14 protein-coding genes are annotated in these 15,511 nt (G+C 53.8%); 10 read left to right on the top strand and 4 right to left on the bottom strand.

All coding sequences use genetic code 11. The features are described 5' to 3' along the window. Window positions 1-36 precede the first annotated feature (36 nt). Window positions 37-2,784: a winged helix-turn-helix domain-containing protein gene (locus tag MRY16398_RS16475; protein ID WP_125124818.1), complete on the top strand. Its 2,748-nt coding sequence runs from the start codon at window positions 37-39 to the stop codon at window positions 2,782-2,784. Here MRY16398_RS16475 and MRY16398_RS16470 read toward each other — a convergent pair. Continuing rightward, a complete protein-coding gene (locus MRY16398_RS16470; RefSeq protein ID WP_064572408.1) occupies window positions 2,781-3,947 on the bottom strand; it encodes an MFS transporter in 1,167 nt (388 codons plus the stop codon). The two genes, MRY16398_RS16475 and MRY16398_RS16470, sit on opposite strands and share 4 nt — an antisense overlap. Before the next feature lie 170 nt (window positions 3,948-4,117). On the opposite strand from MRY16398_RS16470, the gene MRY16398_RS16465 reads away from it, so the two are divergent. Together MRY16398_RS16465 and MRY16398_RS16460 are read left to right on the top strand one after the other, a co-directional pair. After that, the gene (locus MRY16398_RS16465) at window positions 4,118-4,924 is read left to right on the top strand and encodes an SDR family NAD(P)-dependent oxidoreductase (protein WP_125124817.1); all 807 of its coding nucleotides are present in this window, start codon (window positions 4,118-4,120) and stop codon (window positions 4,922-4,924) included. Window positions 4,925-5,522: 598 nt separating this feature from the next. Then, the gene (locus MRY16398_RS16460; RefSeq protein WP_125124816.1) at window positions 5,523-7,436 is read left to right on the top strand and encodes a methyl-accepting chemotaxis protein; all 1,914 of its coding nucleotides are present in this window, start codon (window positions 5,523-5,525) and stop codon (window positions 7,434-7,436) included. Between the two features lie 116 nt (window positions 7,437-7,552). Here the strand turns inward: MRY16398_RS16460 and MRY16398_RS16455 are convergent, their stop codons facing one another. Then, a complete protein-coding gene (locus tag MRY16398_RS16455) occupies window positions 7,553-8,401 on the bottom strand; it encodes an MBL fold metallo-hydrolase (RefSeq protein ID WP_125124815.1) in 849 nt (282 codons plus the stop codon). 246 nt (window positions 8,402-8,647) lie between these two features. Here MRY16398_RS16455 and MRY16398_RS16450 point away from each other — a divergent pair, with 246 nt between their 5' ends. The 3 genes from MRY16398_RS16450 to MRY16398_RS16440 all read left to right on the top strand — a co-directional run bounded on the left by MRY16398_RS16450 (window position 8,648) and on the right by MRY16398_RS16440 (window position 10,833). After that, entirely contained in the window at window positions 8,648-9,559 is a 912-nt protein-coding gene (locus MRY16398_RS16450; RefSeq protein ID WP_125124814.1) for a LysR substrate-binding domain-containing protein, read from the top strand. A gap of 156 nt (window positions 9,560-9,715) precedes the next feature. Then, entirely contained in the window at window positions 9,716-10,171 is a 456-nt protein-coding gene (locus tag MRY16398_RS16445) for a VOC family protein (protein ID WP_103245931.1), read from the top strand. 95 nt (window positions 10,172-10,266) lie between these two features. Continuing rightward, window positions 10,267-10,833: a GNAT family N-acetyltransferase gene (locus tag MRY16398_RS16440; protein WP_071194876.1), complete on the top strand. Its 567-nt coding sequence runs from the start codon at window positions 10,267-10,269 to the stop codon at window positions 10,831-10,833. Here MRY16398_RS16440 and MRY16398_RS30640 read toward each other — a convergent pair. Beyond that, window positions 10,800-10,973, bottom strand: coding sequence for a hypothetical protein (locus MRY16398_RS30640; protein WP_158276522.1), 174 nt, complete (start codon window positions 10,971-10,973; stop codon window positions 10,800-10,802). The two genes, MRY16398_RS16440 and MRY16398_RS30640, sit on opposite strands and share 34 nt — an antisense overlap. Window positions 10,974-10,996: 23 nt before the next feature. Here MRY16398_RS30640 and gcvA point away from each other — a divergent pair, with 23 nt between their 5' ends. The 4 genes from gcvA (at window position 10,997) to MRY16398_RS16420 (ending at window position 14,744) form a co-directional block, all read left to right on the top strand. Then, window positions 10,997-11,902, top strand: coding sequence for a transcriptional regulator GcvA (gene gcvA, locus MRY16398_RS16435; RefSeq protein WP_107223292.1), 906 nt, complete (start codon window positions 10,997-10,999; stop codon window positions 11,900-11,902). A gap of 75 nt (window positions 11,903-11,977) precedes the next feature. Next, the gene (locus MRY16398_RS16430) at window positions 11,978-12,805 is read left to right on the top strand and encodes a DMT family transporter (RefSeq protein WP_071194878.1); all 828 of its coding nucleotides are present in this window, start codon (window positions 11,978-11,980) and stop codon (window positions 12,803-12,805) included. Window positions 12,806-12,825: 20 nt separating this feature from the next. Continuing rightward, complete coding sequence (locus MRY16398_RS16425) at window positions 12,826-13,716, top strand: oxidoreductase (protein WP_079496604.1); 891 nt, start codon at window positions 12,826-12,828, stop codon at window positions 13,714-13,716. A 278-nt stretch (window positions 13,717-13,994) separates the two neighbouring features. Further along, complete coding sequence (locus MRY16398_RS16420; protein ID WP_039079303.1) at window positions 13,995-14,744, top strand: phage antirepressor KilAC domain-containing protein; 750 nt, start codon at window positions 13,995-13,997, stop codon at window positions 14,742-14,744. On the opposite strand, the gene MRY16398_RS16415 is transcribed toward MRY16398_RS16420, so the two are convergent. Further along, on the bottom strand, window positions 14,739-15,509 hold the full coding sequence (locus MRY16398_RS16415) for a hypothetical protein (RefSeq protein ID WP_039079302.1): 771 nt from the start codon (window positions 15,507-15,509) through the stop codon (window positions 14,739-14,741). The genes MRY16398_RS16420 and MRY16398_RS16415 overlap by 6 nt on opposite strands. Window positions 15,510-15,511 lie beyond the last annotated feature (2 nt).

Raw genomic sequence — 15,511 nt, 5'->3', positions numbered from 1 at the left:
AGTGTGTGATGGTGAAAAACAGAAGATCTCAAGACTATGATAACAACCGATGAGATTCACTTTGCTGAATGGCAACTCTGGCCCCAGCTAAGGATTCTGTTGCACCGGGGTAAGCCGGTAAAAATTTCGGCCAGAGCATTTGATGTTCTGGTGGTTCTGATAAGGGCCGACGGTAAAGCGGTCAGTAAAGCGTCTCTCATGACCCAGGTGTGGGGAAATGAAATCGTCGAAGAGAACAATCTTCAGGCGCAAATTTCAGCGCTTCGCCGCCTGTTGGGGCGAGACCGGCATCTCCTTGTTACTGAATTTGGCAGTGGCTACCGCTTTAACATCAAGAACGTACCGTTGCAGGCATCTCCCGACCCGGAAATACCGGTTCCGCCTGTTACCCCCTTTCTGAGCTCGATTTTAGGGCGCGACCAGGCGGTGCAGGAACTCTGTGCCCTGCTAAATCAGCACCCTCTGGTGACGGTAACCGGTCCTGGCGGCGTGGGTAAGACGCGTCTGGCGTGGGAAGTGGTTAACCAGTTGCACCCGCAATTTCCCGATGGCGTCTGTGTGGCGGAACTGGCCCATGTTACCGACGCATCCAGCGTGCTTTCCGTTATTTCTCAGGCGTTACATCTTCCCTTAGCCGGTCTTGAACAGGATGCCGATTTACGCCAACAGCTCGCGCGACGTCAGTGTTTGCTGCTTATTGATAACTGTGAGCACGTGACGAGCAAACTGGAACCGCTGATAACGCGGCTTCTGAGACTGGCTCCCCGGATCAAACTGTTATTGACTAGCCAGGTGGCGCTACAGGTTGCTGGTGAACAACAATATTTACTCCCGCCGTTGCAAGTCCCGCACGAAGAGGGTGCCGAGAACGCCACGTTAATCTCTTTTGCCAGCGTCCGTCTCTTTATTGAGCGTGTCCGGGCCAGTGCGCATGATTTCCAACCCTCAGCACGTGAACTGGTGTTGATTGGTGAATTATGCCGTCATCTTGATGGCTTACCCCTGGCTATTGAACTTGCGGCCTCCCGTCTGCCCTTTATGAGTGTGAGTGAGATTTATCATCGGCTTGAGGACCGCTTCCCATTATTGAGCAATACCCACCGTTCGCTGGAGCCCAGACATCAGAAAATAGTGACGACGCTGGAGTGGACTTATCAGTTACTCAACGCGCGTGAGCAGCGATTATTCAGAATGCTGGGCATCTTTACCGACACGTTTAGCGTGCAATCCGTCAGTGATTTTCTGCGAACAAAAGACAACCATAGCTGGCAGATTATTGACGATTTGCAGCGCTTGTTGTCTCTGTCGCTGATTCAGGTCAGTAGCCAGGCGCCTGTTACGCATTTTCGCCTGCTGGAAACCATGCGCCAGTTCGCCTGCGCGAAGCTCCGGGATGCGGATGAATATGTTGCGCTTGCAGCCGATTTTGCCCATTACAATAGCGTGCTGGTGGAACAGGCGCAGAGGGACTGGCTTAGCTTACCAACGGAGCAGTGGCGGGAGCGTTATCGCCCCATCCTTAATGATTTGCGACGCGTTTTACAGCAAACATTAACTGAGGGGCGCGATCCCTCAACAGGGCTTGCGATCTTACAGGCGATGACGCCGTTCTGGATTGAATACTCACTCTATGATGAGTGTCAGCGTCATATTTACCCTCTGCTCTATGAAAATAACGCGCGGGTCGTATTAACGTTACATCAGAGAATGCATCTGTGCGCCGCAGCAGGTAAGGCATCGACCTGGGCAAAAGGCCCGACATCTGAAACCCATTTGGCCTGGCAAACCGCACTGACGCTGGCGGAAAAGCTCGACGATAAAGAGATACGTTTACAGGCGCACTATGGGTTATGGCTGTATTGCCTGCGCACGGGCGCTCCTGGTAAAGCGCGTGAACATGCGCAGTCAATGTGCGAACTGGCGCGATCCATCAATGATGCAGAAGCCCATGCCGCCGGGCTGCGTATTCTCGGTGTCTCCCTGCATTTTTTAGGTCAGCATAGCGAAGGCCGCGATTATCTGCTGCAATCTTTGGCCTGGTACGCGCAGGAAAGTATGAGCCACTCCTTTCGTTTTGGTCTCGATCAGGAGACCGCCGGCATGGCTTTTCTGTCTCGCTTACTCTGGGTTCAGGGTGAGTATAAGGCCGCAAAACAGATGGCGTTGCGCGGCGTTAAAAAAGCCGCCCGTTTGCAGCATGCCTGTTCTCTCTGCTGTGCGCTCGCCGAGGGCGCCTGTATGACAGCGGCGCTGGAACGCCGTCCACGTTGGGTGGTCAGGGCCGCGAACTGGCTTGTTCAACTGGCAGAAAAGCATGATTTGTATTTCTGGAAAACCTACGGCGAGCTGTTTCTTGTCTGGTCCCAACAGTTCCGTCATAGCGATGTCAGTCAAACCACACTGTTCAGTTCGCTGCGGGCGACGGGATTAGACTGGCAATACTCCCCTTTATTGTCAGAAATTGATGGCGCGCTGGCGCAGAAAGCCGCCAGCGAGGGGCCAGACAACTGGTGCGCGCCAGAACTGATGCGTCTTTGCGCCACGCAATCACCAGCCCAGGAGCGACGTTTATTGCTGACACAAGCGTTGGATAAAGCGCGTCAGCAGCGGGCCCACGGCTGGGCTCTGCGTATTGCCTGTTCACTGGCAACCGTTCAGGCCGAAGCCGGGGAAAACGGGGCGGCTAAGCAGTTAATTCAGAATGCCTTAAACGATGTCGATGGTTCACACCGGGCAACAGAGGTAAGTAATGCGCTGGCCCTGTGTGCCCGAATAGGGCGCTAATCTTTACGTCTCACGGCAATGAGCATCCCGCTGAGTACGAGAGCGGCCCCCGCCGCAGAAATCAGCGTCCAGCTTTGCGTTGCCTGCCATAACCCGGTAGCTGTCAGGGAACCACAGGCGCCACCAATAAACATAACGCACATAAAGAGGGTGTTCAGACGGTTTCTGGCATCCGGGCGCAACGCGTAAATGGTGTGCTGGTTCGCTATCAGTACACATTGTTCGCCCGCATCCAGCAACAGAATGCCCACCACCATCCCCGCCATACTGTTCCAGCCCCAAAAAACAATCCAGGCCAGCAGCATGAGAATGACGCCCAACATCACCATCCGGAAGGGGCCCTGACGATCGCTGAAACTCCCCGCCAGAGGGGCACACAGAATGCCGATTAACCCCAGCGCCGCCAGTGTTCCGGTTACCCCCGCGCCGTAATCGTAGCGATGGGCTAACCAGAATGGGAGTACGGTCCACAGCACGCTGAAGGAGGCAAACAGCATGGCTTGTGTCAGCGTTGCCTTGCGCACCTGCGGTTCGCTTTTCCACAGTTGCCCGAGTGAACGCAATACCGCCAGATAGTTAAATGTTGGCGCAGGCAGCGACTGCGAAGGCAAAATGCGCACGATAAAAACGACGGCCAGTAGCGTCATGAGCGCGCCGAACAAAAAGACACCCCGCCAGTCGAAATATTGACCGATGAGACCGCCAATCGCCCGCCCGGCAAGGATACCGGCGAGAACGCCGCTCATCACGGTACCCACGGTTTTACCCCGGGATGACGGCCCGGCGAGAGAGGCGGCCAGCGGCACGATTTGTTGGGCCACGGTTGCGGACATGCCCGTAATAAAAGAGAAAAACACCAGCACGGTCGCCGTTGGGGATAACATCATGCCGAGCAGCGCCAGGAAAAGCACCTGGGCCTGGCGCAGGATCAGCCGCTGACGTTCAATATAATCGCCTAATGGGATGAGAAAGAATAACCCCGCCGCATAACCTAACTGGGTCGCCATGGGGATCAAAGAAACCGCATTCCGTTCATTGGGAAAGGCGCCCGCAATCAAATTCAGAACGGATTGATTAAAATAAATATTCGCCACCACGATACAGCAAATAATAGCCAGCATCAGGATCCTGGCAGAAGAAAGCGCGTGGTTGTGGGTCTGCATTGACCGCTCCTCACCCGGAATAAAATGTTGCCGCAGTATAAGAAGGGGTGATGCTTAACGCTTTGCGCGTTTTTTTCAGACGTCTGAATTCTGCTCCGCAAGCCCCTGAATGCATTATTTGTTACTCATATTCTTCATCTGGTCATTGTGTTTACTATGAGGAACAAGACATGGATTTAAAACTGACAGGAAAAGTGGCGCTGGTCACCGGAGCCCGAACCGGCATTGGTTTTAGCATTTGTGAAGAACTGGCGGCAAACGGGGCGCATTTAGTCATGGTATCCAGACAAGAGTCTGATCTGATCCTGGCCGCGAAGAAGATTGCCGATAAATATGGCGTTTCGGCGCTGCCTGTTGCCGGGGATGTGACCGATCCCCACCTCCCGGCACGGGTGGTTGAGCACGCAGAAACGGTTTTTCAGGGAATTGATTTACTGGTCAATAATGCCGGAAGAGCGCATGCGGGTACTCTACTCACCACGTCAGAAGAGGACTGGCAATTAATGACGGAGACCAAATTCTCTGCCATGCGGCGCTTTTGTAAGGCGGTTATTCCCGGCATGCAGAAGCGAAACTGGGGGCGCATTGTTAATATTTCTTCTATCGGCGGCATCTATCCAAACCCACAACTTACCGTCTCACATGCCCTGAGTGCGGCAATTAACAATCTGACCCGGAGCTTAGCGTTGAGCGTGGCGCCGGATGGTATCCTGGTCAATGCTATTGGTGTGGGCGCTGTCGCGACTGATAACTGGGCGCAGAATATGCTGCCGAATGTCCGCCATCGTCGCCCTGAACTGGCTGAAAAAACGGACGACGAGGTGATGGCACTGTTGGGTAAAGAGAAAACCCCGGTGGGGCGCTTTGGGCTTCCTGAGGATATTGCGGCAATTACGGCTTTCCTGCTTTCAGACAGAAATCAGTTTGTTACCGGCCAGACAATTGAAGCGTCCGGCGGGGCAGAGCGCTTTATGTGATTTTTTCCACGTTTGGCTGAACCGCACCGCAAAGCCGGGGCGGTTCGTCAGCCGGATGGAGAGCAGTCAGTGCAGCGTGAATAAAGAAAATGGCTGAGGATTAAAACCAGCGCTGGAAATAGCTGAGACAGTATGTGGTTTTAAATATGGCTACAATCTCAGACGCTTCTCGTGCATGACTGGCACGATAAACATTTTCGATAGTGATCAGCAAAAAGCCTGAGTAATGATAATTAATAACATGCCGAACAGTCATCCTCGCAATATACATCGTTAGCGAAATATATTATATCTTTTAATTCCACAGCGTAGCAGTTGGTCATAAATAACTTTGCAGGCTTATGATTATCACGGTAAGAACACCGTAATATGCTGGGCCGTTCACATTATTTATGCAACAATCTTAATTTTCTTAGGATATATTTTCCGCAGATCTTTTTTTGATTTTTTTATTAAATTAAATTGCGTAATTGACGATAAGTAACGTGATAGCCCACTTTTTGTGACTCCTCAAAAAGAAATGAAAAACCGCAATCGAATAAGAAGTAAAAATGAAACTATTTTTTAAATATTAAAAAAGAACACTGAGGATACGTCTATGTCAAAGCTGTTACCGTCAATAAAAAATCTGCCTGTGGCTGCCAAACTTTTTGGCGGGTTTGCAGTTTTAATCGTTATTATTGTTCTGTCCTCACTTATCAGCATTCAACAGTCCGCGAGTATCCGTGAGCATGCTTTAAAAGGTAAATTAATCAGTGAAATCAGCACCGAGCTCAATACGGCGCGACGTAACCGTTTGACTTATCAATTAAACCATGATGAAAAATCACTGCAGGCGAATAGAGTCGCCATTGATAAGATGGATCAAAAAGCGATTACGGGTCTCGACTTTACCTGGGACAGCGATGCCCGTGTTTTGTTTGATGAATTGCGCAGTACTATTCCTGACTATGCCACCCACCGTGATACGTTCGTTAAACTCGAACAGGTGACGGTCGAAAAATCGCAGAATTTAACCTCTCCTGCTCTCAAAACCCTGCTCAATAAATTCAGTACCCGCCTTGAGCAGCAGGAAACCATTTCAAAAGATAAAGTCGCGTTGCTCAATCACCTCAATAACACCTGGGCGGCCGCTTATGAAATTCAGTCATCTGCCGGAAAATTGGGGATGGATATCTTTAAGGCTCAATACGATGAGGCGATGAAGATTCTCCATTCCGAAAATGTCACTTTTACAGCCGAAGATAAAGAGATGGCTCAGGCATTCCTGAGCGGAATGCAGGATAATGTTGCCGCTTATGCTAATGCCCAGAAAGAGTCGCAGAGTGCCGCGACAGCGCTCACCGGCGTTGCAGAAAAAATTAATACTATTACCAATGATTTGGTAACTGGTCAGACTCAGAAAAATATCGATATTATTCAACGTGTGATGATCATTATGGGCATCGTCGCCGTGTGCGCAGTGCTGACAGGGTTACTGGTTGCCTGGCTGCTTACCCGCCAGATGACCCGCCAGATTAAACACAACCTGACGCTGGCGGAACGCATTGCCGAAGGCGACCTGACCGCGATCATTGAGCCGCAGTCAACCGATGAACTGGGCCGCCTGACAATGGCAATGGGCGTCATGAACGACAAGCTTCGTGACATGATCACCCAAATTAAAGAGTCGGTCATTCACGTGGCGAACGACTCGTCGGACATCTCCGCAGGCAACACTGACCTTGCCTCCCGCACCGAAGAGCAGTCAGCCGCGGTAGTCGAAACGGCGGCGAGTATGGAAGAGTTGACCTCAACGGTTAAGCGCAACGCAGACAATGCGCGTGAGGCCAGCCAGCTTGCAGGCGTGGCGGCAGAGCATGCGCGTTCCGGTGGCAAAATTGTCTGGGACGTGGTCAGCACCATGGAAACCATTACCGAAAGCTCCAACAAAATTACCGACATTATCAGTGTAATAAATGGTATTTCGTTCCAGACCAACATTCTTGCGCTTAACGCAGCCGTTGAGGCGGCGCGCGCCGGTGAGCAAGGGCGCGGTTTCGCGGTGGTGGCGGGTGAAGTAAGAAGCCTTGCCCAACGTAGCGCCCAGGCTGCCAAAGAGATCGAAGGATTGATAAAAGAGTCGGTACAACGCGTGACGACCGGCTCAGAAATGGCGAACAAAGCCGGTACCACCATGGAGCAGATTGTCTCCTCGGTCACCAATGTGAGTGGGATCATGAACGAAATCTCCAGCGCCTCGGAAGAGCAGAGCAGGGGTATCGATCAGATTGGTAAAGCGGTAACGGAGCTCGATTCCACAACCCAGCAGAATGCGGCGCTAGTTCAGGAGTCGTCTGCGGCGTCATTATCACTGGAACAACAGGCCGAACAACTGGCGCAACTGGTTTCCGTGTTCAAACTGAATTCAGAAACGGCTAAGCCGAAATACGCCCCAGCGGCAGCGCGCGCTAAGGTTAGCCTGCGACCCGCAGCGTCAACAGCGAACGGTTCTGACTGGGAATCGTTCTGATTACCAGCCCAAAAAAACGGTGCCCTCTTGAGCGAAGAGGGCACGGCTTAACACACAACGAGAGGCCCGGAAAACGCCGGGCACTTAACCGGTGCGTCTGAACACACAGCCGGAATTCATCTCAGCTCGTCGGGCCACGCAATAGCGTAGCCAGTATAATTTCTGACAATGTTCGCAAACCCCCTCGGTCCCAGATGCATGCCCGCAATAAGCAGATTTTCACGCACGGCTTGTGCGAGGATTCTTTTGCGCGTGTCTTCGGCCTGTGCGGGGTCGGCATCAAACAAAATCGTCACGGCGGGCTGTGCCGTCTGAATATGCGGATAATGGACAATGTCGCCCCATATCAGCAGGCTTCTTTCATGCGCGTCAATGCGAAACCCGCAATGCCCCGGCGTATGACCCGGTAACCAGACCGGGGTAATGCCCTTTATGATGTTGTCTGCGCTAAAAAAACGCACATTCTCTGCATAGGCATCCAGCGTTTGTCTGGCCAGACGGAAATTACGCTGGCTGTGTGCACTCGCCTTTTTTAATTTGCCATCATCGCGCCAGTGACTCGCTTCGAGAGGATGCAAAAAGAGTTTCGCATGTTCAAATACAGGCCGTCCTTCGGCATCAAGCAGGCCGCCAATGTGGTCCGGATGGCAGTGTGTCAGTAATACGCTGTCCACATCGTTATGATTGACGCCGCTAGCCGCAAGCCTGGCTTTGAGCTGGCCCCCCGCGTTGTTCAACCCGCCTGTACCGGCATCAACCAGCATGGTTCGCCCCCGGCCGCGAATAAGATAGCCGTTGATATGGATATTGCCGGGCTCAGTCATTCCGGCCTGGCGCTGAATGGCTGCGGCATCCGCTGCTGCAATGCCTGACAATAAATCCAGGCTGACAGACATATCGCCATCACTCAGCGCCGTTACCTGAAAATCGCCAATCTGGCATGTTGGGAAGAAGGGCGCGTTCATCGGTATCTCTCCTGAGGATAAAATTCATTCCACTCTTGCCTGCTCTTTGGATCGGTATATGAGCACTCCACGAAATACAACATTGTCCTGCCTCCGCATGAGTAACCGCAGACAACCACTCACTCTGCTTAATGATTTTTACTCATGCTATAGGGTGTTTTGTGGTCTGGAAATCGATAATATTTCACCTGTCAGTGATATTTACTCACTAAACGGCATGGTCAGTTGCGAAAGAGAGCTCTTTTTATGCGCAGAAAAATACCCAGTAGCACTTCCCTGCAGGCCTTTGATGCCGCCGCACGACACGGCAATTTTGCCAGGGCCGCCGAGGAGCTCTCACTGACGGAAGGGGCCATCAGCCGCCAGATAGCGCGCCTTGAATCGCTGCTCAACTGCAAACTGTTTGACCGGACAGGAAGCCGCGTAAAGCTTAACCCTGCCGGAGCACGTTATGCCCGGCATGTTCACGAAACGCTGGAGCGGCTTGAAAGAGACACCCAGTACATCATGGGGTTACCCGAGGGGGGCAAGAGTCTGGATATTGCCGTCCTGCCGACCTTTTCCAGCCGATGGCTGATCCCCCGTCTGAATAGCTTCACGTTGTTGTACCCGGACATAACCTTAAATATTGCCGCCATCACCGACCCGTTTATTCTCACCGGAAGCGGCTTTGACGCCGTGGTTCATTTTGAACATCCCGCGTGGGCCGGTATGCGCACGCAGTTTCTGTTTCAGGAAACACTGGTTCCTGTGTGTCACCCTTCGCTGTTATCGCAACAGGATATTTTTGAACAGTTAAACGCACTGCCGCGCATTCACCGACGGCAAAATCCCGAGGCGTGGCATCTGTATGCCCGGGAAAAGGGGATACACCTGGATAACCCAGGGCAGGGGGTTCGCTACGATCTGCACGAAATGGCAATAGCCGCCGTGATGGCAAGGCAGGGCGTGGCGCTGGTGCCGAGGATGTATGTCGAAAATGAGTTGAAGCGTGGCCTGCTGGTTTCACCCTGGCCCGAATCCGCAACCCTCAGCAAACGCTTCTGTTTAGTCAAACCGAGCGAAACGGGAGCGAATAGCGCCGCATTAGAGGATTTCGAGCGCTGGTTACTTGCCGAAATAGCGCCCCATCCAGAAGCATTGGCGAAAAAGCTTTAACAGCAAAAGTCTCTGTCAGAAAGCGTACAGGCCCGCTCTCTTCAGATTGTGATACTACAAATATTAGGGATCGGGTGCGGGTAGCCTGCTGTTGACCTCAAGTTAACTTGAGCTTTTATGATGGCTGCCACGGACCAAGAGGGAGTTATTCTGGATATGAAAGATATTGATGTTGGATTCACCCATGTTGCTTTTATGGTCAGGGACCTGGAGAAAAGTATTGCGTTCTATCGCCGCTATGCAGGCATGGAGGTCGTACATCAGCGCGAACCCGGCATTCCGGATGCGCGCAAAGTCGCGTGGTTAAGCGATCATACCCGCCCGTTTGCGCTGGTGCTGGTTCAGGCGGACACCGTAACGGATACGCCGCTGGGCCATTTTGGTCACCTTGGCGTTGCCTGTGCAACCCGCGAAGAGATTGACCGCAAAACCGAGATGGCCATCGCGGAAGGCGTATTAAGAAAAGCGCCGGAAAACCTGGGTGACCCCGTCGGTTACTATGTGTTTTTTGCCGACCCGGACGGCAATACGTTAGAACTGTCATTCGGCCAACGTGTTGGGCTTGAAGCGATCGCCTCTGTAGACCGTGGCGCCCAAGCGCAGGAACGATAAACACAGAGCGTACCGCCTCGCAGATTTTCGTTTGCGGGGCTTGCAACATATCGATGCGGCCCATCGCCCGGATGATTAACGATAAGAGAGGATCCATGACACAGGCGTTGCCGCTACTCACCCCGCGATTATTATTGCGCAAACTGACACCCGCTGATTTGCCGCAGCTTGCGCGCTACCGCAGCCTGCCCGAGGTCGCCCGGTTTCAAAGCTGGGTTCATTACACTGAGCATGATGCGCAGACATTATATGCGCAGCAGTGTTCGCTGGCGTTCAACAGCGAGGGGACCTGGTATCAACTGGCCGTTGAGCGGCTGGACGTGGGGGCGCTTATCGGCGATATCGGCATTCATTTCTTTGATGAGGGAAGACAGGCTGAACTGGGTATGACCTTTGATGTGGCATATCAGAAGCAAGGTTTTGCCAGGGAGGCAATGGGGGCTCTCATCGCGATGCTGTTTAATGATTTTGCAAAGCACCGGCTCACCGCGGTTGTTGATACCCGCAACACAGCGGCTGTGAACCTGCTGGAAAAACTCGGCTTCCGCCGCGAAGCACATTACCAGCAGAATATTTTCTTTAAAGGCGCGTGGGGTGATGAGTATCTCTATGCGCTGTTAAAGAGCGACTATAGCCAGGCTTCTGCTGCATCGTCCGTGTAAATCATCGCCGCATCATCATTTTGCCCGGCACGCGTCTTCGATGCCAGTTCGTTGCCGGGCACCCTGCTTACCGGCGCGCTGGGTTGCGGGCCTGTTATTTCTCTGGCACAGAGATGCGCCGCTATGGTCATATGAGCCATTACTCATTAACAGGGCGAAAAGCATGCGTAATCTTCCACCCACTGCCACCTTGCGCGCGTTTGAGGTCGCCACGCGCCATGCCACCTTTACCTCTGCCGCCGAAGAACTTTTCATTACCCAAAGCGCCGTCAGCCATCAGCTAAAAAACCTTGAGGAACTCTGGGGGTTGCAACTTTTTCAGCGCGGTAAAACCCTGAGCCTGACGCCTGCCGGTGCAGCGCTCGCGCCGCTGGTGCGCGAATTTTTCAGCAAACTGGATACGACCCTTGCCGATCTGCGTGAACAAAATGGTCGGGTAAGATTGCGTGTCAACACCACCTATTCGTTTGCGCTGAAATGGCTGTTGCCGCGCCTGCCCGCCCTGGCGCGGTTACATCCGGAGATTCTGGTGTCGCTGGACAGTTCGGATAAAGCCATCAATTTTGCGGGGAGCGAGTCCGATGTGGCCATTCGCTTTGGTCACGGTAACTATCCTGGGCTCTTTACCGAGTTTTTGTTTCGCGAGCAGATTTTTCCGGTCGCCAGCCCGTCACTTTTGCAGCGTTTTGGTACGCCGGCTGAACCCGCCGAACTGCTGCGCTACCCGCTGCTCACGCGTGACGGCGCTGACCTGGTGCCAAAATGGGACGCCTGGTTTGAGCAAACTGGCGTCAATATCAACGTCCTGCATGAGAGCGTGCGCTTCGCGGATACCAATATGACGATTGAAGCCGCGCTTCTCGGGCAGGGTATTGCGCTGGCGCGCAGCGGACATGTGGAAAAAGAGATTGCCGAGGGGACGCTGACACGGCTTTTTGATATCCGGTTTCCTTCACCGGCCGCCTATTACTTTGTCTGCCCGCAGGGGATTGAAACCCAGTCGCATGTTGTGAAATTCCGCCACTGGTTACTGGATGAGTCACTGCAGGCGCAGCGGCGGTATCGTTAAAGTATGAGTATTTATTCATGGCGGGATGACAACACTTCACTGTTCATCGTGGTCAGGGCTGTTTAGCATCAATGCATGCCTGTAACGATGATTTCGCTGACGCTATTTGCAGCCTTGCTGCATGCCACCTGGAACGCGCTCTTACACGGGGGCGCAGACAGGCTATGGTCGATGACCATCATGTGCGTTGCCATTGCGCTGGCAAGCGCAGCCGCTGCCCTGTTTCTGCCGCTACCCGCTCGCGCAAGCTGGACATATGCGCTGCTGTCCGCGCTGCTGCATGTGGGCTATAACTGGTGTCTGGTACGCAGTTATCAGAGTGGCGAGCTAAGCCAAACCTACCCGGTTGCACGAGGCTCTTCGCCGCTGCTGATCACCTGCGCGGCGGCGCTGTTCGCCGGTGAAAAAATCGCCTTTCATACTCTTTGCGGCATCGTACTCGTTTCGTCCGGGATCCTGATGCTGGCATTCAGACAGCGTCGGCTGGCAATGCCGGGGGTGAAACAGGCCCTGGCGACCGGGGTTTTTATCGCCGCCTACAGCGTGGCTGATGGTATGGGGGTACGGCTTTCCGGCAATGCGCTCTCTTATACCGTGTGGATGAGCATGCTCTGGGGGCTGCTGATGCCGGTGCTTTATATCATCCTGCGTGATAGCAAAAGTTTGCTTCGCTGGCAGCCAGGCTTGCTGAGTGCGGCGGCAGGCGGGCTGGTATCACTGCTGGCTTACGGCATCATTATTTTCGCCATGGCCGCCTCACCGATGGGCGCCGTTTCCGCGCTGCGTGAAACCAGCGTGCTGTTTGTGGCGGTGCTCGGTTACCTGTTTTTCGGCGAAGCGTTGACGTTTAGAAAATTACTGGCGTGCGTGGTGATTGTCACCGGCACACTGATCATGGGCTAAGTGAATCAGGAGAATCAACGATGTCAGAAAATCCGTCCATCGCGCTAATTGGCCCCGGTGCAATCGGCACAACCATTGCTGCCGTGTTGCATGAAGCTGGCCGCGCGCCGCGACTTTGCGGACGTACTGCGCATCCGAAGTTAGTGTTGCGTCACGATGAGGGTGAAATTGTGGTGCCGGGGCCGGTATTGACCGATCCGACGAAGATCGATCATCCCTGCGATCTGGTTTTTGTGGCGGTGAAAACAACCCAGAACGCTGACAGCGCAGGCTGGCTGAGCGCGTTGTGTGATGAAAATACGGTGGTCTGTGCGCTGCAAAACGGCGTGGAACAAAAAAACCAGCTTGCGCCCTGGGTCAATGGCGCAACGGTACTGCCCTCAGTGGTCTGGTTCCCGGCGCAGCGTGAAGCGGATGCCTCCGTCTGGCTGCGTGCCAGCCCGCGACTGACGCTACCGGATGTCCCACAGGCAAAACGGGTCGTGGAGGCCTTGCAGGGGACGCGCTGCGCGGTTGAGCTGTCGGCGGATTTCCCCTCTGTCGCCTGGCGTAAATTGTTGCAAAATGCGGCGGCCGGTTTGATGGTCCTTGCCAATCGCCGCGCCGGAATGTTCTCCCGCGAAGATATCAGTGAACTGACGCTGGCGTATTTGCGCGAATGCCTGTCTGTTGCCAGGGCCGAGGGGGCGGAGCTGGACGACGCGGTCGCGCAGGAGATTCTGGCGGGTTTTAAACGCGCGCCAGCCGATTTAGGAACCTCGATTCTTGCTGACCGTCAGGCTAACCGGCCAATGGAGTGGGATATTCGCAACGGCGTCATACAGCGCTATGGTCACCTTCACGGTATTCCCGTTCCCATCAGCGATGTGCTGGTCCCTCTGCTGGCGGCGGGCAGCGAAGGGCCGGGCTGATCCGCGCCGGATTGATAATTGACCTCTGCGAGCGCCGCCTCTTTTAAGCCGTCTTCCCCGAAGACGGCCTGGCCGCGCATCCTCAGCGTGAGCTAAACGGCGCATAATCCATCCCGCTGCTGCGACCCGCAAGGGCAGCAGAACTAACCTGCACAGACAGACGTTATCGCCTTCCCCAAAAACTATCCTTTTCCTTTAAAATTATACTGGATATTTAACCAGGTAATTGTATACTAATTCTGCAAGTTGGTTGTTTTTTAGCATAAGTGGTGAACGCTATGGTGATTCCTTTGGACACTCTCAATTTGAACGATCGGTCGCCGAGGATGAGCAGCCGTGAAATCGCAAAGCTGACAGGGATAGCCCACAACGAAGTCAAACGCATGGTCAAAAGCCTCGAGACAACGCAGCGTTTGTCGCAACCGGTACAGATGCAGCTCTATGAACGGGAAGGGGAGATGCGTCAGGAGTTCCTGCTTAACAAGCGGGATTCCGTGTTGACCGTGGCGCGTATCTCACCCGGTTTTACCGCCGATATCCTGGACAAATGGCAAGAGCGCGAGCAAACCATGAATCTGCCGGACTTCACCAACCCTGCGGCGGCGGCTCACGCCTGGGCCGAACAGTATGAAAAGCGTCAGCAGGCAGAAGCGCAGCTCGCGCTGACACTGCCAAAGGCTGAGTTTTTTGACTGGTTCGTCAACGTCGATGAGTCGCTGGGTTTCCGCCAGCTTTGTAAAATGCTCAAGGCAAAAGAGCCCGAGTTTCGTCAGTTTTTGCTGGAGCGCAATATCATGCAGCGCGTCAGCGGGACGTTACTGCCGGCGAAGCAGTATAGCCAGGCGGGCTATTTTACGGTGCACGATGGCGTCGGTGAAAACCAGCGCACCTGGTCACAGGCGCGCTTTACCGCGCGGGGCGTGAAGTGGATTGCCGGGCTGTGGGCCGGGCATCTTGCCTCACGTCAGATAGATCTGCGCCCGCCTGAACGTACTGAACCCAGCGCGCCAGGCCGCAACTGGCTATAAGTGCTGCGCCGGGGTGTCCGTGCTTTTGTGAATGCCCATCGCCATTACCTGCGCCGGGTGGAATAGCGACAAGCTTTCCACCTGCGACAGAAGCAGGACTTTGCGGAAATCTACCGCCGCACGCACGTCGATATCATGGGCGTCGTACCATGCGCTGTAGTTGTGCTCAACGTGCAGGTCCAGGGTTTCGCGGTCACGATAACCGCTCAGCATCGGGATCAGCACAATGTTATTGGCATCCGCGCTGTCGAAGGTGGCGGTGTGGATCATGCCAATATAGATGCGCTGCGATGTCAGGGTTATCCAGGCGAGATCGCCTTTCTCCATACACTGATAAACCAGCCCCTCAACGCCGTTGGCGCGGGACAAATGCTTATACAACTCCCTGCGCCCGCTGGTATCAAGGCGGGCGGTTGGCGACCAGTTAGAACGCCACAAACAAAAAACGACGGCGAAGGCCAGCATAATGACTACCGGTGCCTGGATGCCTAAAAAGGTCCAGTTCATAAACGTCATATGCCAGTGGTGATATTCCGGGCCAAAAATAGCGGGCAATGCATTGGTGACGAGTGAGCCTGTCAACAGCGCCAGCCATAAAACGGCGGTAGCCAGCATACCCTGCAAAACAAACACGCAGCCATACAGGGCGACAAGGAAATAGACATCCCAGCCAAAGCTACGTTTGAATTTGAAACGGGTGGAGAGGTCATGGGAGCTGTACCAGTAACCACAGACCATCAAAACCATAAAAATCGCTGTGCCCATCC

The organism is Phytobacter sp. MRY16-398, assembly GCF_003925915.1.
GTDB classification, from domain to species: Bacteria; Pseudomonadota; Gammaproteobacteria; order Enterobacterales; family Enterobacteriaceae; genus Phytobacter; species Phytobacter diazotrophicus.
This window is presented reverse-complemented; position numbering and strand designations above follow the sequence as displayed.